Genomic DNA, 22,328 nt, shown 5'->3' with positions numbered 1-22,328 from the left:
GGTTCGCCAGGGGGCGCGGGGGCCCCCTCCCGCCACTGCGGGGGCGGGCCCGCCTCCGGGTCCCGGGCCGCGCCCCCCCCCCACCCCGTTCTCGACGGCGGGGGGCCGTGCTCGGCGCCGGACGGGTCGAGGTGCGCTCGTCGGGGGCCCGTGTTCGGATGGGGAGCGATGACTTCGCGATCGATGACGACACGAACAGTCCGCGCCGCAGCCTCGTCGCTGGCGGCAGTCCTCCTCCTCGGCGGCGTCCCTGCCGCCGCCGTCGCGGGCCCGGGGGGTGAGCCGACCCGCACCAGCGCAGCCGCGCCGTCGGCCCGCACGACCCCGGGGACGACGGCGGCAGGCCAGGTCGAGGCGCCCGTGCCGGACGTCGCGTGGGGTCCGTGCGAGGGCGACGGCCTCGACGCGTTCGAGTGCGCGAGCGTCGAGGTGCCCACGGACTACGACCGGCCGCAGGGCCGCACGACGACGATCGGCCTGACCCGCATGCCGGCCGCCGACCCGGCCCAGCGGGTCGGCAGCCTGTTCACCAACTTCGGCGGCCCCGGCGGGCCGGGCGTCGAGACGCTGCACGCGCTCGGCGGCACGCTGTTCGACGACGACGTGCTCGCCCGGTTCGACGTCGTCGGGTTCGACCCGCGCGCCGTGGGGACCTCCGATCCTGCGACGTGCTTCCGCGACGCCGAGCGCGAGAACGCGTTCCTCGCCGGGCTGCCGGCTTTCCCCGTCACGAGTCGCGAGGAGGTGCGCTTCCTCGGCCAGATGGCGACGTTCGGGGCGTCGTGCACGTTCTTCTCGGGCGACCGCATCGCCCATGCGTCGACGGCGAACGTCGCGCGCGACATGGACCTGCTGCGCCAGGCCGTGGGGGACGAGCAGCTCAGCTACGTCGGCTACTCGTACGGCACCGTGCTCGGCGCGACGTACGCCGTGCTGTTCCCCGACCGTGTCCGCGCGATGGTGCTCGACGGCACGATGGACGTCGACGCGTGGTCCGGGGTCGGGTCGCGCGAGCTCGTCGGGGCGCGCATCGGCCAGGCCGCGGGGGCGACGGAGACGTTCGACGAGTTCGCACGGCTGTGCGGGGAGGCCGGGCCGGCGGGCTGCGCGTTGTCCTCGCTCGGTGACCCGGGCGAGGTCGTCGAGGCGACGTACGCCGCGCTGCGCGAGGCGCCGGTCGACGTGCCGATGCCGGACGGCACGTCGGTCTCGATCGGCTACCCGGACACCGTCGCGCTCGTCTTCCAGTACCTCTACGAGCCCGCCGCGTGGGGCGACCTGGACCTGACGCTCGCGTCGCTCGCCGTGCTGAGCGGCGCGGTCGAGCCGCTACCCGCGCCGGCACAGCCGCGTGCGCGGGGCGCCGCGCCGTCGCTCGGCGAGCTGCTGCGGCGCGCCGGGTTCGCGGAGGACTACCCCTCCGTCGGCGGCGCGCTCGCGAGCCTGTGCGTCGACACGACGACGCCCGGCCGCCCGTGGGAGTACCCCGCCAAGGTCGACGCGCTCGACGCGCAGTACCCGCACTTCGGCCGCTTCCGTGGGTGGGTGGGCGTGCAGTGCGAGTTCGTCCCCGTCGAGGACCGCGACGCGTTCACCGGGCCGTGGGACCAGGCGACGGACGCGCCCGTGCTCGTCGTCGGCACCCGGTTCGACCCGGCCACGCCCTACGGGTTCACGCAGCCGTACGCCGACCGCTGGCCGGACGCGCGCGTGCTCACGGTCGAGGGCTGGGGCCACACGATCATCGGCAAGAGTGCGTGCGCCGACGCCGTGGTCGCGCGCTACCTGGTGGACCTCGACGCGACCGACGGCGCGACGTGCGCGCAGGACGTCGTGCCGTTCCAGGGCCCGTCCGTGCCGCTCGGCGAGGCGTTGCGCCTCCCGGTGACGTGACCTGACGCGCGACTCCTCGGCGGCGTCGTCGGACGCTGTCGAGGGGTCGCCCTCAGCGGGGCGGCAGCCGGTCGGCGACGGGCTCCGGGGGCACCGTGTCCTCCACGAAGCGGGGACGGCAGGCGAACCAGCCGCCGACCACCCCGGGGACGGCGGTCGCGGCGAGCACGAGGAGGGGGGCCGACCACGACCCGGTCGCCTCGCGCAGCAGGCCGAGGCCGATCGGGCCGAAGCACGCCAGCGCGTACCCGAGGCCCTGGACGAAGCCCGAGACGGCCGAGGCGGACTGCGGCGTCCGGGTCCGCCGGTTGATGAGGGTCATGCACAGGGGGAAGGTGCTCACCCCGATCCCCAGCGCGCACATCCACAGGACCGTCCCGTCGAGCGGGGACAGGAGCAGGCCGAGGTACCCGGCCACGAGGACGACGGCGCACACGACGACCACGACGAACGGGTTCGCCATCCGCGTGGCCAGGTGCGGGACGATCAGTGCGGCGACCATCCCCCAGGCGGAGTAGAGCGCGACCATGGTGCCGCCGAGCGCCGCGCTGCCGCCCGCGTCGGTGAGCACGGCCGGGACCCACGTGATGATCCCGTAGTTGGACCACGAGATCGCCGCGAACAGGACCACGAGGCCCCAGACCGTCGACGACCGGCCGATCCGCAGCCTCCCTCCGGTCCCGGCGGCCGCCGCAGGCGCGTGGTGGTCGGCGCGCCGCCGGGTCGCGAGGACGAGCCAGACGGCGGCGGCCAGCGCCGCGGGCCCGGCCCAGATCCCGACGGAGAACCGCCAGCTCGTCGCCTCGGCGACCGGGACGGCCAGGAGTGGGGCGACGAACTGCCCCGTCTGCATGAGGATCAGGTAGAGCGACGTCCACAGGGCGATCCGGTCGGGGAACCACGCCTTCACCAGGGGCACGATCACGACGTTCGCCGCCCCGATCCCGGCGAGGGCCAGCACGGTCGACGCGACGACCCAGGTGGTCGTGGGGGAGACGGCGCGCAGGACGAGCGAGAGCGCGGTCAGGGCGAGCGCGACCGTGGCCGTGCGCTCGAGCCCGAACCGGCGCGTCACCACCGGGGCGAGGAACCCGAAGAGGCCGAACGACACGGCGGGCACGGTGCCGAGCAGGCCCGCGACGGCGACGCCGTAGCCGAGGTCCGCGCCGATGGTCTCCAGGAGCGGGGTGAACCCTGTGACGGCTGTCCGCAGGTTGAGCGCCGTCAGGGCGATGGCCAGCCCGGCCCACGCGAGCTGCTGGCCACGACGCACGGGGGTGCGCGAGGGGGAGAGGGTCGCCACGCTAGACTCCGGTATCAGATCGGCCGATGATGGGATCATGGGATGAATCGCGAGCAGTCTGGCACGCGCGAGCCGATGCGTCGAGTGGGGCTCATCGACCAGGCGGCGGCGCGCTTCCGCGAGGAGGTGGTGTCCGGGCGCTGGCCGGTCGGCGAGCGCATCCCGACCGAGGCCGGCCTCGTGGCGGAGTTCGGCATCGGGCGGAACACCGTCCGTGAGGCGCTCCAGTCGCTCGTGCACGCCGGACTGCTGCGCCGCGAGCAGGGGCGCGGCACGTTCGTCATCTCGAGCTCCGAGCTGACCGGCACCCTCGAGCGTCAGCTCGCGGGCGGCAGCCGACGCCACTACCTGGAGCTGCGCCTCGCCCTCGACAGCACCGCGGCGTCGCTCGCCGCCGCGAGCCGCACGGACGCCGACGTCGTGCTGCTGCGCGAGCTGCGCGACCGGCGGGAGGCGGCGTGGTCGACCGACGACCCCGACGCGCGCGCGAGCGCGGACCTCGACCTGCACCGCGCGATCGTCGCGGCGACGCACAACCCCCTGTACGTGACCCTGTACTCGAGCATGCTCGACGTCTTCGCCGTGCACATGCGCGACGACGAGAGCGGGGACGAGGACGCGGCGCACCGCAGGCACCACGAGCTCGTCGAGGCGATCGCCGACGGGGACGCCGACCGTGCTGCGGCGTCGGTGGCCGCCATCATGGACCCGTTCCTGCGCTGAGCCGCAGCGCGGCAGCCGAGCCCGCGGTCAGTCCAGGCAGAACTCGTTGCCCTCGACGTCCTGCATGACGATGCACGACTCGTTCTCCTCGTCCGCGACCATCACGCGCACGCACGTCGCGCCGAGGGCGACGAGCCGGTCGCGCTCGGACTCGAGCGTGGCGAGGCGCTCGGCGCCCACGAGCCCGGTGCCGACGCGCACGTCGAGGTGCACCCGGTTCTTCACGACCTTGCCCTCGGGGACGCGCTGGAAGTACAGGCGCGGCCCGACCCCGCTGGGGTCGCTGCACGTGAACCAGGTGTCGCGCTGCTCGGGCGGGAGTGCGGCGTTCGCGTCGTCCCACGTCGCGAAGCCGTCCGGGGGCGACGGCGGGACGTAACCCAGCACCTCGCACCAGAACCGGGCGACGCGCTCCGGCTGCGCGCAGTCGAACGTGACCTGGACCTGCCTGACCGTCGTCGTCATCCCGCCACCCTAGGCGTGCGGGTTCTCCTGGTCGGAGGGCATCTCCGTCACCACCGCGTCCGTCACCACCGCGTCCGTCACCACCGCGTCCGTCACCACCACGTCCGTCACCGGCGCGGTCGGCGTCGCTGGGAACGTGCGCCGGGCGACGAGGACCACGACGAGCGCGACGGCGACGATCCCCGCCCCGACGAACGGGACGACGTCGAGCCCGGAGCGCGCGAGGACGAGCGCGCCGAGCGCGGCGCCACCGCCGATGCCGACGTTCGACGTCGCGTTGACGAGCGCGCCCGTGAGGTCCGGCGAGGCCCCGTGCGCGCGGATCGCCGCCGCCTGGAACACCGGCGCGACGGCGCCGAACCCCGCGCTCCACACCCCGATGGCGACGAGCACCCCGACGGTCCCGGGGAACGCGAGCCCCACCGCGAGCATGCCCCCCCACGACTGCGACGAGCGTCACGACCGTCGTCCGGCGCGGCCGGTGGTCGAGCCGCGCGGCGGCGAACGCCGTCCCGACGAGGCCGAGCGCCCCGAGCACGAGGAGCGCCGGGCCGAGCGCCGACTCCTGGAGGCCCGCACCCAGGAGCAGGAGCGACACGAAGGTGTAGACCGTGTACTGGCCTAGGTACGCGAGCGAGTTGGTGGTCGTCGCCACCGCGAGCGCGGAGCGCCGGCTCGCGCTCGACGCGTCCGACGGCGGAGCCCCGCCCCCCGGCACGGGCGGCAGCAGGAACGCGATGAGCACGGTGGCCAGCGCGCACGCGCCCGCGAGCACGCCGAACGCGGGACGCCAACCGATCGCGGTGCCGAGCGTCGTCGTCAACGGGACGCCGAGCACGAACCCGACCGCCGCGCCCGCGGTGACGAGCGAGAGCGCACGCCCCGTGAGGTGCGGCAGCACGAGCCGCGACGCGTACCCGATGCTCACCGAGAAGAACACCGCGTGCGACGCGCCGCCCAGCGCCCGCGCCGCCGCGATGACGGCGAACGTCGGCGCGACGGCGACGAGCACGTTGCTCACGGTGTAGAGCCCGAGCGTCGTCAGCAGCAGGCCCTTGCGCGGGAGCCGGGCCGTCCCCAGCGTCAACGGCACGGCGAGCGCCGCCACCATGACCGCGTACGCCGTGACCAGGAGCCCCGCCACGGACTCCGTCACGTCCAGGTCCGCGCTGAGCAGGGGGAGCAGCCCGACGGGGACCAGCTCGGTCGTGATGGCGACGAACGTCGCGAGCCCCAGGGCGACGATGCCGCCCATGGCCTCGCGGACCGTCCCCGGACGGAACGTCGTGGTCATGCGCCGTGCCCGTGCGGTCGCACGTCGCGCCGCACGGTGGGCTCGCCGTCGTTCTCGCTCGGGTCGAGCACGTCGTCCTCCTCGGGTCGTCCCCCCACCCTAGGAGGCCGGCGTGCCCGGGGAGTCCGCGGCGAGCGCAGCGACGGCCTCGACCGCCGCTGCGACGGCGGGCGCGTCCTTGCGGAGGATCGCGCCATGGTTGCTCCGCACCTTGGCCGCGAGCGCGACGTGCGGGTTGCGGAGCGTCACCTGGTCGAGGCTCGCGCGGATGACCTCCTGCTCGTCGCCGCGGCTGCCGAACGACGTCCCCGAGGCGACGACGTACCGGGTCGGCACGGTGATGCGGTCCAGCACCGGGGCGAGCGCACGCTCCCGGGAGATCCGCCCGAGCTCGATGTTGCTCTCCGCCTGCTGGGTGGCCGTCATCTGCGGGAGCAGGCCGAGCGGTCGCAGCACGGGCCGCAGGAACGCGAGGCGCCGGAAGAGCATCCGGATGCGCTCCTCCATCGCGTCGTCGAGCCAGTCGTGCGGGAAGGCGCCGTCCACCAGGACGGTGCCGACCGTCCGCTCGGGGTGACGGGCGGCCCAGTGCGCCGCGACGACGGCGCCGTAGGACCAGCCGATCAGGAGCGCGCGCTCGACGCCGCGCGCGTCGAGCACGGCGGCGACGTCGCGGACCGCGGCCTCGAAGGTGTAGTCGGCCGAGGTGCGCGACCGGCCGCGGGCGCGCTCGTCGAAGGTGAGGTGCCGGTACCCGGGACCGAGCCCGGCGACGACCCGCTTCCAGTAGCGCTGCGTCGCGAACTGGCCGTTGCAGTAGAGCAGCGGCAGGCCGTCGCCGCCGCTGTCGTGGACGGCGAGCGCGGTGTCGTCGACCGGCACCATGCCGGTCCAGGCGGAGCGGGGCGAGGGGTCCGGGGACTCTGCCGGGGACATGGGGTCTCCTTGTCGGGGGCGGGGCTGCGGGGCGGACGGGGTCCGGGGGTGCGGGGCGGCGTCGGGCGTCGTGGGGCGGGCGCTCGCCGGGTGGCGGGCCGTCAGTGCGCGGCCTCGGGCTGGGCGACGGCCTGCTCGGCGGCGCGGCTGACGTGCTCCCACGCGGCCCAGGTCTCGAGGCGCTGGGCCGTGACGTGCTGCGCGACGTCGTAGACCATGCTGCCCAGGAGCAGGCGCAGCGGCGGGTCGTCGCTGTCGACGAGCGTGAGCATCGCCTCGGCGGCGAGCCGCGGGTCGCTGTCCACCGACCCGTCGGCCCACTGGCGCTCGAGCTCGGCGCGCAGGGGCGCATACGGCTCGGCCGGGGTGGTCGAGGCCATGCTCGTGTAGAGGTCGGTCCAGTAGCCGCCTGGCTGCACGACGGTGACCTTCACGCCGAACGACGCGGCCTCCGCCGCGAGGGCCTCGCTCATGCCCTCGAGCGCGAACTTGCTCGCGCTGTACAGCCCCGTGCTCGGGAAGCCGCCGAGCGCGGCGATGCTCGAGACCTGGAGCAGGTGCCCCGAGCCCTGCGCCCGCAGGTGCGGCAGCACCGCCTGGCTGACCCACAGGGCGCCGAAGAAGTTGACCTCGAGCTGGGCGCGGGCCTCCGCCTCCGTGAACTCCTCGACCATGCCCATGGACAGGGTGCCGGCGTTGTTCACGACGACGTCGAGGCGGCCGAAGCGGTCGACGGCGGTCGCCACCGCGGCGTCGACCGCGCTCTTGTCGGTGACGTCCAGGCTCAGCGCGAGGAAGCGGTCGCGGTGCCGGGCGTCGAACGCGTCGGCGCTCGCGGTCCGGGCCGCGGCGACCACCTGGTCGCCGCGCTCGAGCGCGGCGACGGCGAGCGCGCGCCCCAGGCCGCGGCTTGCTCCGGTGATGAACCAGGTGCGGGGAGAGGGGGCGGTCTGACGCAAGGCTGCTCCTGAGATAAGACGAGACGTTGCGTCTCGTTGTGAGAGCGACCGTAGACCTTGTCGCCCGGTTTGACAAGACGGAACGTCTCGTCTTATCTCGACTACCCTGAAGGCATGCCGCATCCCGATCCCGCACGTCGTAACGAGAGCTCCCGCCGTGCCGTCCTCACGGCCACGCTCGAGCTGCTCCAGGAGGTGCCGTACGCACGCCTGAGCATCGAGGGGATCGCCGCGCGCGCCGGCGTCGGGAAGCAGACGATCTACCGCTGGTGGCCCTCGAAGGCCGCCGTCCTCTTCGACGCGTTCCTCCTCCTCAGCGAGGCGGGCGAGGGCGAGGCGCCGCAGCTCCCCGACACGGGGGACCTCCGGGCCGACCTCACCCTCGTGCTCCGGGCGACCGTCGCCGAGCTGAACGACCCTCGTCTCGCCGAGCCGATGCGCGCGCTGGCCACCGAGGTCGCGCACGACGAGGCACTGGCCGCGGCGTACCACGAGCGCCTCGACGCGCCGCTCCGCGAGGCCAAGCGAGCCAGGTTGCGCAGCGCGCAGGAGGCCGGGGAGCTGGCCGACGACCTCGACCTCGACGTCGCGGCCGACATCATCTGGGGTCCCGTGCTGAACCGGTGGCTCCAGCGCAGCGGTCCCCTGACCGACGAGTACGTCGACGCGCTCCTCGGCACCGCGCTCCGCGGGATGCTGCGGCGCGCCGAGGCCTCCTGACGGCCGTGCACGTCGAACCGGTGACCGAGGGCGTCCTCGTGGACCGGGTCGTGGACCTCGTCCTCGGGTTCCGGCGCCGCGACCGGGGGGCGGAGCCCGACGGCGCGGTGCGGCTCCTCGTCGACGGCCACCCGTCCACACGGCCCGAGGCGCTCGCGGACCTGCTGGTCGCACCCCTGCGGGCTGCCGGCCGACCGGTCGCGCGGGTGCGCGTGCAGGACTTCTGGCGCCCCGCGTCGCTGCGGCTCGAGCACGGCCGCGAGGACCCGGACGCGCTGCTCGGCGCGTGGATCGACGTGGCGGGCCTCAACCGCGAGGTGCTCGACGCCGTCGGCCCGGGCGGGACGGGTCGCTACCTGCCGAGCCTGCGCGACCCCGCGACGAGCCGGTCCACGCGCGCGGCGTACGTCGCCGCGGAGCCGGGGCTCGTCGTCGTGCTCGACGGCGCGCTGGCCCTCGGCCGCGGGCTCGCCGTCGACCTCTCCGTCCACCTGGCGCTGCGCGCGCCGACGCTCGCCCGCCGCACCGCGGCGGAGGACGCCTGGACGCTCGACGCGTACGGGCGCTACGAGCGGGAGGTGCGTCCCGCGGAGGTGGCCGACGTCGTCGCGCGGGTCGACGACGCCCGGCACCCCGCGCTCGTCGTGCGCTGACACCCCGCTGGCACCGCGCGCCGGTGTGCCCGTCCGCGAGCCGGCGCGCGCTCAGCGCGGCAGGTGCGCCTCGACGAGGTCGACGATCGCCGGGTCGTCGGGCAGGGTGCGCGGGCGGAAGCGGTGCACCTCGCCGCCGGGCACGACGACGAACTTCTCGAAGTTCCAGGTGACCCGGCCGGCCTTGCCCTCGGCGTCCTCGGCCTTCTTCAGCTCCTGGTAGAGCGGGTGGGCGTGGCGCCCGTTGACGCGGACGCGGTCGACCACGGGGAACGTCACGCCGTACGTCAGCGAGCAGAACTCCTGGATCGCCTCGTTGGTGCCGAGCTCTTGGAGGAACTGGTTGCTCGGGAACCCGATGACGGTGAACCCACGGTCGCGGTACTTCTCCTGCATCGCCTCGAGCGTCGCGTACTGCGGCGCGAGCCCGCACCGCGACGCGACGTTCACGACGAGCACGACGTCGTCCGCGTGCTCGCGCAGGGTGTGCGTCGTCCCGTCCATGGCGTCGAACGGGATGTCGTACAGGCTCATGCGGAACTCTCCTGACGGTCGGACGGCGGTGGTTCGCCTCCCATCCTGCACCCGACGGCGCCCGAGATGTGAAGATCCCGGGTCGAGGTCGCGCCCGCGGTCGCCGCGGAGCACCCTGCCCGCAAGACTCGCCTCATGGCCACCCCGGACCCGGACGACCTCGCCTCAGACGGCACCTCGCGCCTCGGGCGCGCGGTCGTCGGCGTGGTCGTGGGGATCGCGATCTTCGCGTTCGTGGGAGTCGTGGGGTACTTCCTCTTCATGTCGTACGCGATGCAGCAGTGGGCGGACTCGTACGACTCCTCGCAGCCCCAGGTCACGGTCACGGCCGAGGACACGACCGCCGTCGAGCACGAGACCGGGCTCGACGCGTCCAACGAGGCCTACCGGCAGCGGGCCGGAACGCCCGCGAGCGACGCCGAGGCCGCGCTCTCGGTCCCCGCGGTCCAGGCTGCGCTCGACCCCGTCGCGGACGGGACCGCGGTCGACGGCGACGAGGTCTGGGACGCGCTCGTCGCCGCGGGCTTCGAGCACGTGCAGACCTCCGACCGGACGGCGAGCGGAGAGATCTCGCCGGTCGTGGGCGTGGGCGTGTCCGTCCCCGGCGGCTGCGTGTACGGGGCGGTCACGCCCGACGCCGTCACGCTCGATGCCGGCGGACCGATCGCCGACGGCGGGTGCCTGGAGATGCCGTCGCACTGACGTCCCGCAGGTGCGACGCGAGATCGGCCTGCGCGTCCGAGATCGACCTCCGGTGGGTCGTTCTCGCGACCCAAGGGTCGACCTGGGTACGGTCAGCGGGGCGGGCGACGGCGCCCGCGCGGCTGACGGAGGGTGAGACATGCGGATCGAGGGCACGGTCGCCCTGGTGACGGGAGGGGCCTCGGGCCTCGGGCGCGCGACGGCGGAGGGCCTGGTCGCGGCGGGGGCGCGGGTGGTCCTCGCGGACCTCGCGTCGTCCGACGGCGTCGCGGTCGCCGACGCGCTGGGCGACGCGGCGCGGTTCGTCCCCACGGACGTGACGAGCGAGGACGACGTCGCGCGGGCGCTCGACGCGGCGGATGCCCTCGGCGGGGCGCGCGTCGTCGTGAGCTGTGCCGGGATCGTGCTCGCGCAGCGCGTGCTCGGGAAGTCCGGCGTGCACGCCCTCGACGCGTTCCGGCGGGTCGTGGACGTCAACCTCGTGGGGACGTTCAACGTCGTCCGGCTCGCGGCCGAGCGCATGCTCGCGCTCGACCCGCTGGGGCCCGGCGGGTCTGAGGGGGAGGACTCAGCGGGGGAGGAGCGCGGCGTCGTCGTGCAGACGGCGTCGGTCGCGGCGTTCGACGGGCAGGTCGGCCAGGCCGCGTACGCGGCCTCCAAGGCGGGCGTCGCGGGCCTCACGCTGCCGCTCGCGCGCGACCTCGCGCAGCACCGCATCCGCGTCATGACGATCGCGCCCGGCATCTTCCGCACCCCGATGATGGCGTCGCTGCCCGAGGCGGCGCAGGAGTCCCTCGGCGCGCAGGTGCCGCACCCGAGCCGGCTCGGCCGCCCGGAGGAGTACGCGCACCTGGTGCGCGCGATCGTCGAGAACCCGATGCTCAACGGCGAGGTGATCCGCCTCGACGGCGCGATCCGCATGGCGCCCCGCTGAGCGCACGGACCACGGGCGCGCCGCGGCGCGGACCGCAGGATCGCGGGCGACCGCCCGCACGAGAGGAGGAGGACGATGCCGCCGTACACGACGGCGACCGACTTCCGCGCCGACCTGCTCGCGCGCGCGAACGCGGCCCAGCGCCGCGCGTACGCCCGCTACTTCCCCGGCGACGACACGCTCGCCGGGGTCAGGATGGGCGACGTGTTCACGCTCGCGAAGAGCGCGCTGGACCTGCCGGTGGACCAGATCGAGCTGCTGCTGGAGGACCGGGTCCACGAGGTCCGTGCGGGCGGCTGCTCGATCATGGGCAAGTCGGCGACGGCCCGGCGCGTCACCGTCGAGCGTCACGCGGAGCTCGTCGAGCTCTTCCTGCGCCGCCACGACCGGATCGACACGTGGGACCTCGTGGACCTCACCGCGTACCAGGTGCTCGGGTCGTGGCTCCTCGACCGGCCGCGCGACGTCCTCGACAGCCTCGCCCGGGCGCCGGACTGGCCGCGCCGGCGCACCGCCATCGTCGCGACGGCCGCCTTCCTCCGCCGCGGTCAGGTCGACGACACGTTCCGGCTCTCCGAGGTCCTCGTCGACGACCCCGAGCCCTACGTGCAGAAGGGCGTCGGCTGGATGCTGCGCCATGCGGGCGACGTCGAGCCCGAGCGGCTGCGCGCGTTCCTCGAGGACCACGCCGCGACCATGCCGCGCGACGTGCTGCGGGCGGCGGTGGAGAAGCTGCCGCCCGCGGAGCGCAAGGAGTGGCTCGCGCGCTGACCGGGCGAGGAGGAGCGGGGGAGCGACGTCATGACGGAGGACCCGAGGATCCGTACGGCCTTTACCGCGCTGCTGCGTGCGTGGGGTGACGCGCTCGTCGCGAACGACCCCGCCGCGATCGACGCGTTCGTCGAGCCGGGCTGGGTGGTCGTGGGGACGGACGGGAACGTGCAGCCGCGCGCCGGCTTCCTCGCGGTCGTCGCGTCGGGCGAGCTCGTGCACACCGAGATGTCGTCGGAGCTCGTCTCGGTGGGCGTGCACGACGACGTCGCGGTCACCCTCGCGCGCGGCGTCTCGGCGGGCACGTGGCGGGGGACGCCGTTCCGCGACGAGGAGTGGTCGGTCGACACGTTCGTCCGTCGCGGCGACGCGTGGCGATGCGTCCATACCGCGATCGTCCCCGCCACGTCGGGCGGGACCTGACCGACGGGAGCCGACGGCTCAGCCCGGGGGCGGCGTCGTCGAGTTCGTCGAGGTGGACCCATCGATGAACTTTCGACTTTTGATTGACACCCGACAGAAGCCTCGTAGGATGACGACCGGGTGGTAGGTGAGAGTCCACCCGAAGGAACGGTCGGACGCGCTCCTCCGGCACGACGACGTGCGGAGGACTCGCTCGAGGACGAGACGAGGAGGCCAGACGCAGGGCGCTGTTCGGCCCTGACCAGGACGGACGACGAAGCGGGCCGCCCGAGGACCCGTCGTCGACGACGAGCGCCGAGTGCCGCTGACTCGCTGCCGACCTGTACCACCGCGGTGCGACTCGCCCGAGCCGCACCGTCACATCCCTCGAAGGAGAGACGATGAGCAAGTCTCAGATGACGCGCCGCAGCCTGATCAAGGCGCTCGCGACGTCGACCGTGGCCGTCGGCCTCGGTGCCGCCGTCGCCCCGGTGGCCAACGCCGCCCCCGCTCCGACCGCGGCCGGGCCGCTCGCGGCCGCAGGCAACGGTCGCCTGGTCCCCCCGGGAAAGATCGGCATCCAGCTCTACTCGATCCGTGACAAGGTCTCGAGCCTCGGGTTCCGCACGGTGTTCGAGCAGCTCGCCGACATCGGCTACTCCGAGATCGAGTTCGCCGGCTACACGCAGGGCCAGGTCGGCGCGATCACCCCGGAGGAGATCCGCCAGCTCCTCGACGACAACGGGCTGCGCGCCGTCGGCTCCCACGTCAGCCTCAACGCGCTGCGCAACGACCTCCCGCGCCAGCTCGAGATCGCCAACATCCTCGGCATGCCGCACGTCGGCACGGCGAACGCTCCGACGAACGTCAACACGGTCGACGGGTACCGCGCGGCCGCGGAGGAGTTCAACGCGTGGGGCGCTCAGGCGAGGGCCGCGGGGCTCAAGCTCTACCAGCACAACCACGCCGGGGAGTTCGCGTTCGCGACCGACCAGCCCGAGGTGCGCCTCTACGACGTCTTCTTCGACAACACCGACCCGGACACGGTGTTCCTCGAGATGGACGTCTACTGGGCCTTCGTCGGCCAGTACCGCTTCCCCGGGTTCGAGCCCATCGACTACGTGCGCAACAACCCGCACCGCTACCCGCTCCTGCACCTCAAGGACGGCGCGCGCAACGAGGCGAACCCGAACGGGTTCGACATCATCGAGTTCGACGCGGGCGACCTGCCCTACCGCGAGTTCCTCCGTGCGACGAAGGCACGCGGCACGCGCTGGGGCATCTGGGAGCAGGACAACGCCCCCACGACGGCCGTCCCGCCGAACCCGGTCGACTCGTTCGGCAACGCCCGGCGCAGCTACACGTCGATCCTCGGCCTGCGCGGCTGAGCCACCCGACCCCGAGAGCCCCGTCCGCGCACGCGCGGGCGGGGCTCTCGCGCGTGCGCGGTCCCCGTACCCGCCGTCCGCCCGTCCTCGTGACCGGGGCGAGCCGGCCACGGTCCTGCGTCGCAGACCAGGGTTCTACCTCAGCGGACCACGGTTCGACTTCGCGGGCTCGGGGCCCTGGGCCGGGGACGTCGAGGCGGGGTGGGGTGCCGGGCGGGGGAGCGGGCGCACCTGGCCGGCCACGGCCAGCGACAGGACGGTCGCGGCACAGATCACCAGGAGCATGTGCCGTGCCCCGACCTGGTCGACCATCAGGCCGAGCAGCGGCGGCGCGGTGAGCATGGCGACGGTCGAGAACGACGTCGCGACCGCGACGCGCGGTGCGGCGTGGGCAGGGTCGTCGGACGCTGCGGCGATCGCGACGGGGTTGGCCAGCGCCGCGCCGCAGCCCCACAGCACGATGCCGACCCAGGCGAGCGGCAGGCTCGGCGCGAGGCCGAAGACGAGCAGGCCGACGAGCGCCGAGACGCCCGACGCGCGCAGCACCGACACGCGCCCGAACCGGTCGATGAGGCCCGTCCCGGCGAACCGGAACACCGTCATCGCTCCCACGAACGTCCCGTACGCGACGGCGCCGAGCGCCTCGCGCACCTCGAACCCGTCGACGACCGCGATGGAGAGCCAGTTGCCCGCCGACCCCTCGGACAGCGACGACGCGAGGAGCACGAGCCCGATGAGCAGCGTGCGCGGCTCGCGCCACGCGGCGAGCGCGGAGCGCACCCCGGCCCCGCGGCGGGGCGAGGTCGCGGCCGAGGGCGCGGCGCCGTCGTCGACCAGGTCCGTGGTGCCCGACGGCGCGGCCGCTCGGGCCGGGGCCGGCGCTGCCCGGTCCGGCGCGAGCGCGGTCGCGGGGGCGATGAGCACGGCGCGCGCGACCGTGACGGCGAGCGTCACGACGAGGATCTGCGCGGTGATGCCGACGTGCGCCCAGGAGAACGCGGCCGCGACGAGTGCACCGCCCGCGGCGCCGATGGAGAACGCGGCGTGGAAGTGAGGGAGGATCGCCCGCCCCACGTGCTGCTCGACGGACGCCGCGCAGATGTTGATCGGCACGTTGGTCAGGGCGCCGCACACGCCGTTGAGGAACGCGCCGACCGCGAAGAGGACGACGCCGCCCGTCCCGGTGCCGAGCGCGACGAGCCCGAACCCGACGACGTTCCCCACGGTCGCGACGACGAGCGTCGTGCGGCTGCCGAACCGTGCCACGACCGCGCCCGCGGACACCACCGACACGAGAGACCCCAGGCCGCCGACGACGAGCAGCAGGCCGAGCTGGCTCGCGCTGATGCCCAGCGCCTCGCGCACCGAGGGCAGGCGGCTCATCCATGACGCACCGATGACCCCGAACAGCCCGAACTGCACCATGAGCGCCCAACGGGCGCGCGCGACGACCGCGCGGTCCGTCAGGGCGCGGTCGGAGGAAACTGGTGGGGTTCTTGACACTTGCCCCAGTCTACGGAGCCCGAGACCCGTCGAGCCCGTGGATTTCGCCGGGATCGGGCGCCGGGCCCGGCGATGTCCCCGGGTTCGGCAGCTGGGCCGCGCCCGTCACCGGCGCACGGCTCAGAGGCGGACGGTCCCCGCGACGCACGTGACGCTCGCGCCGCCGACCCAGACCGTGCCCGACCCGTCGCGCTCGACGTGCACGCGGCCGGCCCGGCCGAGGGCCGCGCCCTGGGCGGCGACGTAGCGGTCCGGGAGGCGCCCGTCGCGCACGAGCCACTGCCCGACGACGGCGTTGAGGCTCCCGGTGACGGGGTCCTCGGGGATGCCCATGGCGAGCGCGAACCCGCGGACCTCGACCGCGGCGCCGTCGGGGCCGCCGTCGTCCCCGTACAGCCCCGCGACGCCCACGGAGAGGTCGGGGTGCTCGACGCGCAGGCGCGACCAGTCGGGCGCGAGCCCGGCGACGCGGTCCACGGAGTCGAGCAGCACGACGCGCCACCCCGGCCCGTTGTCGAGGACGCGATGGTCGAGCACGGCGTCGTCCGGGACGCCGAGGGCGGCGACGATCGCCGCGAGGTCGCCGGCCGGGACCGGTTCGTCGGCGAGCAGGTCCGGCGCGGCGAACGCGAGCCTGCCCGGGTGGTCCCCGTCGGGCTCCTCGTCCGGCCCGACGGCGGCGCGTGCCTCGCGTCGGATCGTCACCAGGCCGACGCCGCACTCCTGCACGACGACGTCGCCCGCCCGGGGCTCGCCGCCCGCCTCGAGCCACGCGTGGCACGAGCCGAGCGTCGGGTGCCCGGCGAAGGGGAGCTCCCCGCCGGGGGTGAAAATCCGCAGGCGGTAGTCGGCGCCGCCGACGGCCCCCTCGGGGCTGGGCGGCAGGAGGAATGTCGTCTCCGAGAGGTTCGTCCAGCGGGCGAACGCGGCCATCTGCTCGTCGGTGAGACCGTCGCCGTCGAGGACGACCGCGACGGGGTTGCCGAGCGTCGGGACGTCGGTGAACACGTCGACCTGCGCGAACGGCCGGGACGCGGTGCGGTCGGCGATGTCGCCGTGGCGTGCACTCATCCTCCGAGCGTACGTCCGGGCAGGCCAGAGCACTTTTGTCGATCACAAGTCGGAAGTTGTAGACACATCGATAGAACGGGAGCTAGCCTGTCCAGCGTTGTCATCGACGGAGCCAGGCAGGGGTTACGCTCCGTGGACTCGAAGTCCGACCGAGTATGAGGGAGCAACGATGCTCGAACGCACCAGCCTGCCGGTGTCCCGCCGGATCAGGTACCGACGCGGCGCGGCCGCCCTGACCCTTGGCGCCGTGGTCGTCGCGGGCTGGGCCGTCCCCGCCGCGGCAGACCTCCCCGAGCAGGAGCCCGGCGTCACGCTGCGGACGTTCCAGCTCGCGCAGAACCCCGGGGCGGTCTGCACCCTGAAGTCCGGCCAGACCCCCAACGTCGACAAGCTCATGCCGACCATCGACTGGTCGACGGCCGAGCAGTTCGGCGCGGAGGACAACTTCATCTCGCAGGTGAGCGCGAACCTGCACGTCCCCGCCGACGGCCAGTACCAGTTCCGCGTGACCAACGACGACGGAGCGCTCGTCTACATCGACGGCCAGCTCGTCGTCGAGAACGACGGCCCGAACGACTCGACCTCCGTCGAGGGCAGCGCGACGCTCACCGCGGGCGTGCACGACCTGCGGGTCGACTACTACGAGGGCAGCGACAAGCAGCGCCTCACGCTCGCGTGGAAGACGCCGGGCAGCTCGACGTTCGAGGTGATCCCGACGTCGGCGCTCAGCACCGAGGCGGGCGTCGTGCGCGTGACCGCGCCCGGCTACAAGTACTGCGAGGGCGCGACCGACACGGCCGGAGACGGCCTGCGCCTCGACACGGTCAACCCCAACTACGACCTCGTCGACCTGCGCCCCGAGGGCTTCGAGCCCAAGGTCTCGGGCCTGGCGTTCACGCCGGACGAGAAGCTCGCCGTCGTGACGACGGGCGAGGTCAGCTCCGGCGGCTGGCGACCCGACCCGGTGTCCGGCGAGGTGTACTTCCTCGACGGCGTCGTGGACGCGGACGGCCCCGAGGACGTCACGGCGACGAAGGTCGCGGACGAGCTGCTCAACCCCATGGGCATCGAGGTCGTCGAGGACTCCATCTTCGTCTCGGAGCGGTACCAGCTCACGCAGCTCACCGACCCTGACGGCGACGGCTTCTACGACACGCACACGAAGATCGCGGAGTGGCCCGACGGCGGCAACTTCCACGAGTTCGCGTTCGGCCTGATCCACGACGAGGACTACTTCTACGTCAACCTCTCCGTGGCCATCAACAACGGCGGCGCGACGACCAACCCGCAGCCGGCGGCCAACCGCGGCACGTCGATCAAGATCGACCGCGAGACGGGAGAGGTCACGTACGTCGCGGGCGGCCTCCGCACGCCGAACGGCATCGGCTTCGGCCCCGAGGACGAGATCTTCGCGACGGACAACCAGGGCGCCTGGCTCCCGTCGAACAAGCTCATCCACATCCAGCAGGACAAGTTCTACAACCACTACACGAACCCGGCCGGGCCGTTCGACGCGAACCCCGTCGCCCCGCCGGCCGTGTGGCTCCCGCAGAACGAGATCGCGAACTCCCCGGGCAACCCGATCCTCGTCAAGGACGGCGAGTTCGCCGGCCAGATGCTGCTCGGCGACGTGACGTACGGCGGCATCCAGCGCGCGTTCCTCGAGAAGGTCGACGGCGAGTTCCAGGGTGCGGTCTTCCGCCACACCGCGGGTCTCGAGGTCGGCGTGAACCGCGTCATCTACGGCCCCGACGGCGCGCTCTACGCCGGCGGCACCGGTGAAGGCGGCAACTGGGGCGAGTCCGGCAAGCTCCGGTACGGCCTCCAGAAGCTCGTCCCCGTGAACGAGGACTCCTTCGACATGAAGGAGATGCGCGTGGTCGAGGGCGGCTTCGAGATCGAGTACACCGACCCGGTGTCCGACGAGGTCGTCGAGAAGCTGGCCGACGCGTACCAGGTCAAGCAGTGGCGCTACGTGCCGACGCAGCAGTACGGCGGCCCGAAGGTCGACGAGGAGCCCCTCTTCGTCACCGACGCCACCGTGTCCGAGGACCGCACGACCGTCACGCTGAAGATCGACGGTCTCAAGCCCGGCCACGTCGTCTACATCCGCTCGCCGCGCCCGTTCGCGTCCGCGGAGGGCACCGAGCTCCTCAGCACCGAGGCGTGGTACACGCTCAACTCGCTCCCCGGCTACGTCGCCCCGGCCGACCGCGGCTGGTACGAGGCGGAGCTCGCGCAGCCGCTCGGCAGCTCGAGCATCGGCTCGGACCACAGCAACTACTCCGGTTCGGGCTTCGCCGCGGGCATGACGAACGTCGGCGCCGGCCGCACGTTCTCCGTGACCGTCCCCGAGGCGGGCACCTACCCGGTCAACGTGCGCTACGCCAACGGCATCCACCCGTACACGTCGCTGCGGGCGAAGAACGTCTCGCTCCACGTGAACGGCCAGGACCTGGGCCAGTGGAACTTCCCCACCACGGGAAGCTGGAAGGACTGGGGCGTGCAGACGCGCGACCTCCAGCTCCAGGCCGGCACGAACACCATCACGCTCGCGTACGAGGCCGGTGACGAGGGCAACATCAACATCGACGTCCTGTCGATCGGCGAGAACCCGGACATCTGCTCCCCGGGCGAGGTCGAGGACGGCTACACCGCGATCTACGACGGCACCCTCGCCAGCCTCCAGGAGGGCTGGCGCATGGCCGGTCCGGGTGGCTTCGGCCGCCAGGAGGACTGCTCGATCCGCGGTGCGGGTGGCATGGGCCTGCTCTGGTACGACCAGGAGCTCGGCGAGAACTACAGCCTGAAGCTGGACTGGAAGCTCACGAAGGACGACAACGGCGGCGTGTTCGTCGGGTTCCCGAACCCGGGCGACGACCCGTGGGTGGCCGTCAACAAGGGCTACGAGATCCAGATCGACGCGACGGACGCCGACGACCGCACCACCGGCGCGGTCTACACGTTCCAGGGCGCCGACGAGGCAGCCCGCGACGCCGCCCTCAAGCCGGTCGGGCAGTGGAACGCGTACGACATCCGGGTCGAGGGAGACCGCATCCGCATCTACCTCAACGACGTGCTCGTCAACGACTTCACGAGCACCGACCCGGCACGCCTCGTGAACAGCTTCGTCGGCATCCAGAACCACGGCAGCGGCGAGATGGTCAACTACCGGAACATCCGGTTCAAGGAGCTGACCGACGAGCCGGTCGAGGAGCTCGCGATCTCGACGACGGTCCAGACCCGCTGCATGGCGGGCAAGGTCTACGTCGCGGTCCGTGCCACGAACGACGACACGGTGCCGGCCGACATCACGCTGACGACGCCCTTCGGCACGAAGACGGTGACCGGCGTCCAGCCGGGTGCCTCCGCGTACCAGTCGTTCGCGTCGCGCTCGACCTCGGTCGAGGCGGGTACCGCCCAGGTGTCCGCGACCGGCGGCGACCTGACGTTCCAGGCGGACGTCGCCTACGAGGCCGCGAGCTGCGGCTGAGCTGAGACCCCGGGGCGGGCGGCGTGAGCCGTCCGCCCCGGGACGGACCGGGCGGGGGCGGCAGCACGAGCCGTCCCCGCCCGTCCCGTCTCACCCCTTCTCCACCTCGGTCTCCCGAGGCGCCCCCTCGCACGGGCGGAGCGTGGTCCGACGGCGCTCCCACCCTCGCGTAGGGTGCTCACCTCAGCCCACGGCCTCGTGGCCTCGCCAGCACGACCCCGCACGACTCTCTCCGCACGACGTCCCTCGACGAGGAGGACAGCCCATGGCGCTCGGACGCCTCCTGCACCGGACCGGACGGTTCGCCGCGCGCCGCCGCGCCGTCGTCCTCGGCGTCTGGGCCGTCCTCCTCGTCGTCGGCGCGGTGCTCGGCGGCGCCGTCTTCGACAAGACCACCGACGTCGAGCCCGCACCGCCGGGCAGCGCCTCCGCCCTGGCGGCCGAGCGCCTCGACGAGCTCAAGCCCGAGGGCGAGACCGTCGTCGCCGTCCTGTCCGGGCGCGACTACTTCTCCACGGAGCTGATCGCCCAGGCGAGCGAGGTGATGCACGACATCCGCGCGATGCCGGGCGTCGTCGAGCTGTTCGACGCCTACACGGGCGGTGGCCTCATCGCCGACGACGGTCAGGGCTCCCTCGTGATCGTCGAGCTCGACCCCGCGCTGTCCGACGACGAGGCGCTGACCCTCGCGCACCAGGTCGCCGACGCCCTCCACACCGTCGACACCCCCGAGGTCCTCGTCGGTGGCGCACTCCTCGCCGAGGAGGCGTTCGTCGACCAGGCGATCACCGACGCCGCCGTGGGCGAGGGCGTGGCGATCGCCGTCCTGCTGGTCGTGCTCGTCGTCGTCCTCGGTGGCCTGCGCGCGGGCCTGGTGCCGCTGCTGTCCGCGCTCGCCGCCATCGCGGTCGCGCTGCTCGTGCTCAGCGGCCTGCTGGGGATCGTGCCCGTCAACGAGTTCGCCGTGAACGTCGTGACGCTGCTCGGCCTCGGGCTCACCGTCGACTACTCCTTGCTCGTCCTGGCGCGCTTCCGCGAGGAGCGCGCCGAGAACCCGGGCCTCCCGCTCGACGAGCTCGTCGGTCGCACGCTCGCGACCGCGGGGCGCGCCGTGCTCGCGTCCGGCCTCGCCGTCGCGATCGCCCTCACCGGCCTGCTCCTGCTCGGCGACTCGTTGCTCTCCGGCATGGCCGTCGGCGGTGCCGTCGTCGTGCTCGTCGCGACCGCCGCCGGGCTCACGCTCGTGCCCGCGCTCGTCGCCACGTGGCACCGCGCCATCCCCGCGCCGGGCGCGCGGACGTGGTCCCACCCGTGGACCGGGCGCGGCGGCGCCGGCACGCTCGGCCGCCTCGCACGCACCGCGCAGCGCCACGCCGTGCTCGTCACGCTCGGCGCGACGGCCCTCCTCCTCGCGCTCGCCGCCCCGCTCGGCTCGATGACGCTCGGCAGCTCCGAGGTCCACTCCCTGCCCGCCGACGCCGAGGCGCGGCTCGCCGCCGACGCGTCCACCTCGCGCTTCGCCGACCTCGGCGTCACCCCGATCACCGTGCTCGTCGAGGCGCCGCGCGGCGACGAGGCCGCCTCCGCCTACCTCGACCGCGTCGCGGCCCTGCCCGGCGTCGACGACGCGATGCAGGACACCGACTACCCGCCCGAGGTCCTCGTCGTCGACGTCACCCCCGACGTCGGCGAGGGCGGCGACGCGACCGCCGCCGAGGCCCAAGACCTGCTGCGCGTGATCCGCGCGATCGACACCGGCGACCTCGACGTGCACGTCGCCGGGCCGGCCGCCGAGGTCGTCGACACCCAGGAGCACCTCGCGCAGCGCCTCCCGCTCGCCGCGGGCGTCGTCGTGCTCGCGACGTTCGTGCTCCTCTTCCTGCTCACCGGCTCGCTCGTCGTGCCGCTCAAGGCGCTCGTGCTCAACCTGCTCACGCTCGCCGCGACGCTCGGCGTGCTCGTCTCCGTGTTCCAGCACGGCGTCGGCGCCTCGCTGCTCGGGTTCGAGCCGTGGGGTGCGCTCGACGTCACGACGCCGCTGCTCATCGGCATGCTCGTGTTCGGCCTGTCGACCGACTACGAGGTGTTCCTCCTCGCGCGCACCTCCGAGGAGTGGCGCGCCCGCACGCCCGGCGAGGACCCGCGCGTCGCCAACGACCGGGCCGTGCTCCGCGGCATCACCGCGACCGGCCCGGTCGTCACGACGGCGGCCGTCGCCATCGGCATCGTGTTCCTCGGCTTCGCGGCGGGCGAGCTCGTCGCGATGAAGGAGGTCGGCGTCGGCATGGCCGTCGCCGTGCTGCTCGACGTGACCGTCGTGCGTGGGCTCCTGCTCCCCGCGACGATGACGCTCCTCGGGCGGTGGAACTGGTGGCCGGGCGGTGGCGCGGACGGTTCTGAGCGTTCCGTCCGGGCGACGGCTACGCCGGGGCGGGGCGGGTCTACCATCCGCCGCTCGTCCCCCGCGGCTCCCGCCAGACCCGCCACGACCCGCCCCACCCCCGCTCCGCCCTCGCCCTCGGCGTCCGGCTCACCCTCCGCTCCGCCGAGGTAGAACCCCGGTCCATCGAGGTAGAGCTCTGGT

19 protein-coding genes and 1 pseudogene are annotated in these 22,328 nt (G+C 73.7%); 11 read left to right on the top strand and 9 right to left on the bottom strand.

Annotated elements, in window-relative coordinates; all coding sequences use genetic code 11:
• Positions 1 to 183: 183 nt before the first annotated feature.
• Positions 184 to 1,893: an alpha/beta hydrolase gene (locus tag ACFWH7_RS01320; protein ID WP_378214668.1), complete on the top strand. Its 1,710-nt coding sequence runs from the start codon at positions 184 to 186 to the stop codon at positions 1,891 to 1,893.
• A gap of 52 nt (positions 1,894 to 1,945) precedes the next feature.
• Here the strand turns inward: ACFWH7_RS01320 and ACFWH7_RS01315 are convergent, their stop codons facing one another.
• Positions 1,946 to 3,196 (bottom strand): MFS transporter, encoded by a 1,251-nt coding sequence (locus ACFWH7_RS01315; RefSeq protein ID WP_170227157.1) that lies wholly within the window; start codon positions 3,194 to 3,196, stop codon positions 1,946 to 1,948.
• A gap of 42 nt (positions 3,197 to 3,238) precedes the next feature.
• Between ACFWH7_RS01315 and ACFWH7_RS01310 the strand changes: the two genes are divergently transcribed.
• Positions 3,239 to 3,919, top strand: a complete 681-nt coding sequence (locus tag ACFWH7_RS01310; RefSeq protein WP_378214667.1) for a FadR/GntR family transcriptional regulator — start codon at positions 3,239 to 3,241, stop codon at positions 3,917 to 3,919.
• 27 nt (positions 3,920 to 3,946) lie between these two features.
• On the opposite strand, the gene ACFWH7_RS01305 is transcribed toward ACFWH7_RS01310, so the two are convergent.
• The 5 genes and pseudogenes from ACFWH7_RS01305 to ACFWH7_RS01285 all read right to left on the bottom strand — a co-directional run bounded on the left by ACFWH7_RS01305 (position 3,947) and on the right by ACFWH7_RS01285 (position 7,573).
• Positions 3,947 to 4,384: a VOC family protein gene (locus tag ACFWH7_RS01305; RefSeq protein ID WP_378214666.1), complete on the bottom strand. Its 438-nt coding sequence runs from the start codon at positions 4,382 to 4,384 to the stop codon at positions 3,947 to 3,949.
• 9 nt (positions 4,385 to 4,393) lie between these two features.
• Positions 4,394 to 4,816: an MFS transporter gene (locus ACFWH7_RS01300; protein ID WP_378214665.1), complete on the bottom strand. Its 423-nt coding sequence runs from the start codon at positions 4,814 to 4,816 to the stop codon at positions 4,394 to 4,396.
• A 70-nt stretch (positions 4,817 to 4,886) separates the two neighbouring features.
• Positions 4,887 to 5,639 (bottom strand): annotated as a pseudogene (locus tag ACFWH7_RS01295) (MFS transporter); the annotation flags it as partial.
• 138 nt (positions 5,640 to 5,777) lie between these two features.
• Positions 5,778 to 6,614, bottom strand: a complete 837-nt coding sequence (locus tag ACFWH7_RS01290) for an alpha/beta fold hydrolase (protein WP_378214664.1) — start codon at positions 6,612 to 6,614, stop codon at positions 5,778 to 5,780.
• A 101-nt stretch (positions 6,615 to 6,715) separates the two neighbouring features.
• On the bottom strand, positions 6,716 to 7,573 hold the full coding sequence (locus ACFWH7_RS01285) for an SDR family NAD(P)-dependent oxidoreductase (protein ID WP_378214663.1): 858 nt from the start codon (positions 7,571 to 7,573) through the stop codon (positions 6,716 to 6,718).
• A 114-nt stretch (positions 7,574 to 7,687) separates the two neighbouring features.
• Between ACFWH7_RS01285 and ACFWH7_RS01280 the strand changes: the two genes are divergently transcribed.
• The gene (locus ACFWH7_RS01280; RefSeq protein ID WP_378214662.1) at positions 7,688 to 8,293 is read left to right on the top strand and encodes a TetR/AcrR family transcriptional regulator; all 606 of its coding nucleotides are present in this window, start codon (positions 7,688 to 7,690) and stop codon (positions 8,291 to 8,293) included.
• Positions 8,294 to 8,298: 5 nt separating this feature from the next.
• The gene (locus tag ACFWH7_RS01275; RefSeq protein ID WP_378214661.1) at positions 8,299 to 8,946 is read left to right on the top strand and encodes a nucleoside/nucleotide kinase family protein; all 648 of its coding nucleotides are present in this window, start codon (positions 8,299 to 8,301) and stop codon (positions 8,944 to 8,946) included.
• A 51-nt stretch (positions 8,947 to 8,997) separates the two neighbouring features.
• Here ACFWH7_RS01275 and ACFWH7_RS01270 read toward each other — a convergent pair whose 3' ends face one another.
• Positions 8,998 to 9,480: a glutathione peroxidase gene (locus ACFWH7_RS01270; protein WP_053370425.1), complete on the bottom strand. Its 483-nt coding sequence runs from the start codon at positions 9,478 to 9,480 to the stop codon at positions 8,998 to 9,000.
• Positions 9,481 to 9,615: 135 nt separating this feature from the next.
• Between ACFWH7_RS01270 and ACFWH7_RS01265 the strand changes: the two genes are divergently transcribed.
• The 5 genes from ACFWH7_RS01265 (at position 9,616) to ACFWH7_RS01245 (ending at position 13,677) form a co-directional block, all read left to right on the top strand.
• Positions 9,616 to 10,182, top strand: a complete 567-nt coding sequence (locus ACFWH7_RS01265) for a DUF6993 domain-containing protein (protein WP_378214660.1) — start codon at positions 9,616 to 9,618, stop codon at positions 10,180 to 10,182.
• A gap of 139 nt (positions 10,183 to 10,321) precedes the next feature.
• Entirely contained in the window at positions 10,322 to 11,116 is a 795-nt protein-coding gene (locus ACFWH7_RS01260) for an SDR family NAD(P)-dependent oxidoreductase (RefSeq protein ID WP_378214659.1), read from the top strand.
• Between the two features lie 75 nt (positions 11,117 to 11,191).
• Positions 11,192 to 11,887 carry a DNA alkylation repair protein gene (locus ACFWH7_RS01255; protein ID WP_378214658.1) on the top strand — a complete coding sequence of 232 codons (696 nt, stop codon included), beginning with the start codon at positions 11,192 to 11,194 and terminating at the stop codon, positions 11,885 to 11,887.
• A 30-nt stretch (positions 11,888 to 11,917) separates the two neighbouring features.
• Positions 11,918 to 12,310 carry a nuclear transport factor 2 family protein gene (locus tag ACFWH7_RS01250; protein ID WP_378214657.1) on the top strand — a complete coding sequence of 131 codons (393 nt, stop codon included), beginning with the start codon at positions 11,918 to 11,920 and terminating at the stop codon, positions 12,308 to 12,310.
• A gap of 380 nt (positions 12,311 to 12,690) precedes the next feature.
• Positions 12,691 to 13,677, top strand: coding sequence for a sugar phosphate isomerase/epimerase family protein (locus ACFWH7_RS01245; RefSeq protein WP_378214656.1), 987 nt, complete (start codon positions 12,691 to 12,693; stop codon positions 13,675 to 13,677).
• Positions 13,678 to 13,812: 135 nt separating this feature from the next.
• Here ACFWH7_RS01245 and ACFWH7_RS01240 read toward each other — a convergent pair whose 3' ends face one another.
• Both ACFWH7_RS01240 and ACFWH7_RS01235 read right to left on the bottom strand, forming a co-directional pair.
• Entirely contained in the window at positions 13,813 to 15,180 is a 1,368-nt protein-coding gene (locus ACFWH7_RS01240) for an MFS transporter (protein ID WP_378214655.1), read from the bottom strand.
• A gap of 120 nt (positions 15,181 to 15,300) precedes the next feature.
• Positions 15,301 to 16,251, bottom strand: a complete 951-nt coding sequence (locus tag ACFWH7_RS01235) for a PhzF family phenazine biosynthesis protein (RefSeq protein ID WP_378214654.1) — start codon at positions 16,249 to 16,251, stop codon at positions 15,301 to 15,303.
• Positions 16,252 to 16,420: 169 nt separating this feature from the next.
• Between ACFWH7_RS01235 and ACFWH7_RS01230 the strand changes: the two genes are divergently transcribed.
• Complete coding sequence (locus ACFWH7_RS01230; RefSeq protein ID WP_378214653.1) at positions 16,421 to 19,744, top strand: 3-keto-alpha-glucoside-1,2-lyase-like domain-containing protein; 3,324 nt, start codon at positions 16,421 to 16,423, stop codon at positions 19,742 to 19,744.
• Between the two features lie 265 nt (positions 19,745 to 20,009).
• A complete protein-coding gene (locus ACFWH7_RS01225) occupies positions 20,010 to 22,298 on the top strand; it encodes an MMPL family transporter (protein WP_378214652.1) in 2,289 nt (762 codons plus the stop codon).
• Positions 22,299 to 22,328 lie beyond the last annotated feature (30 nt).

It is taken from the genome of Cellulosimicrobium cellulans (assembly GCF_042723955.1).
In the GTDB taxonomy this organism is placed as follows: domain Bacteria; phylum Actinomycetota; class Actinomycetes; order Actinomycetales; family Cellulomonadaceae; genus Cellulosimicrobium; species Cellulosimicrobium cellulans_H.
The sequence above is the reverse complement of the archived record's forward strand: the minus strand, read 5'-3'. Positions and strand labels throughout refer to the sequence as shown.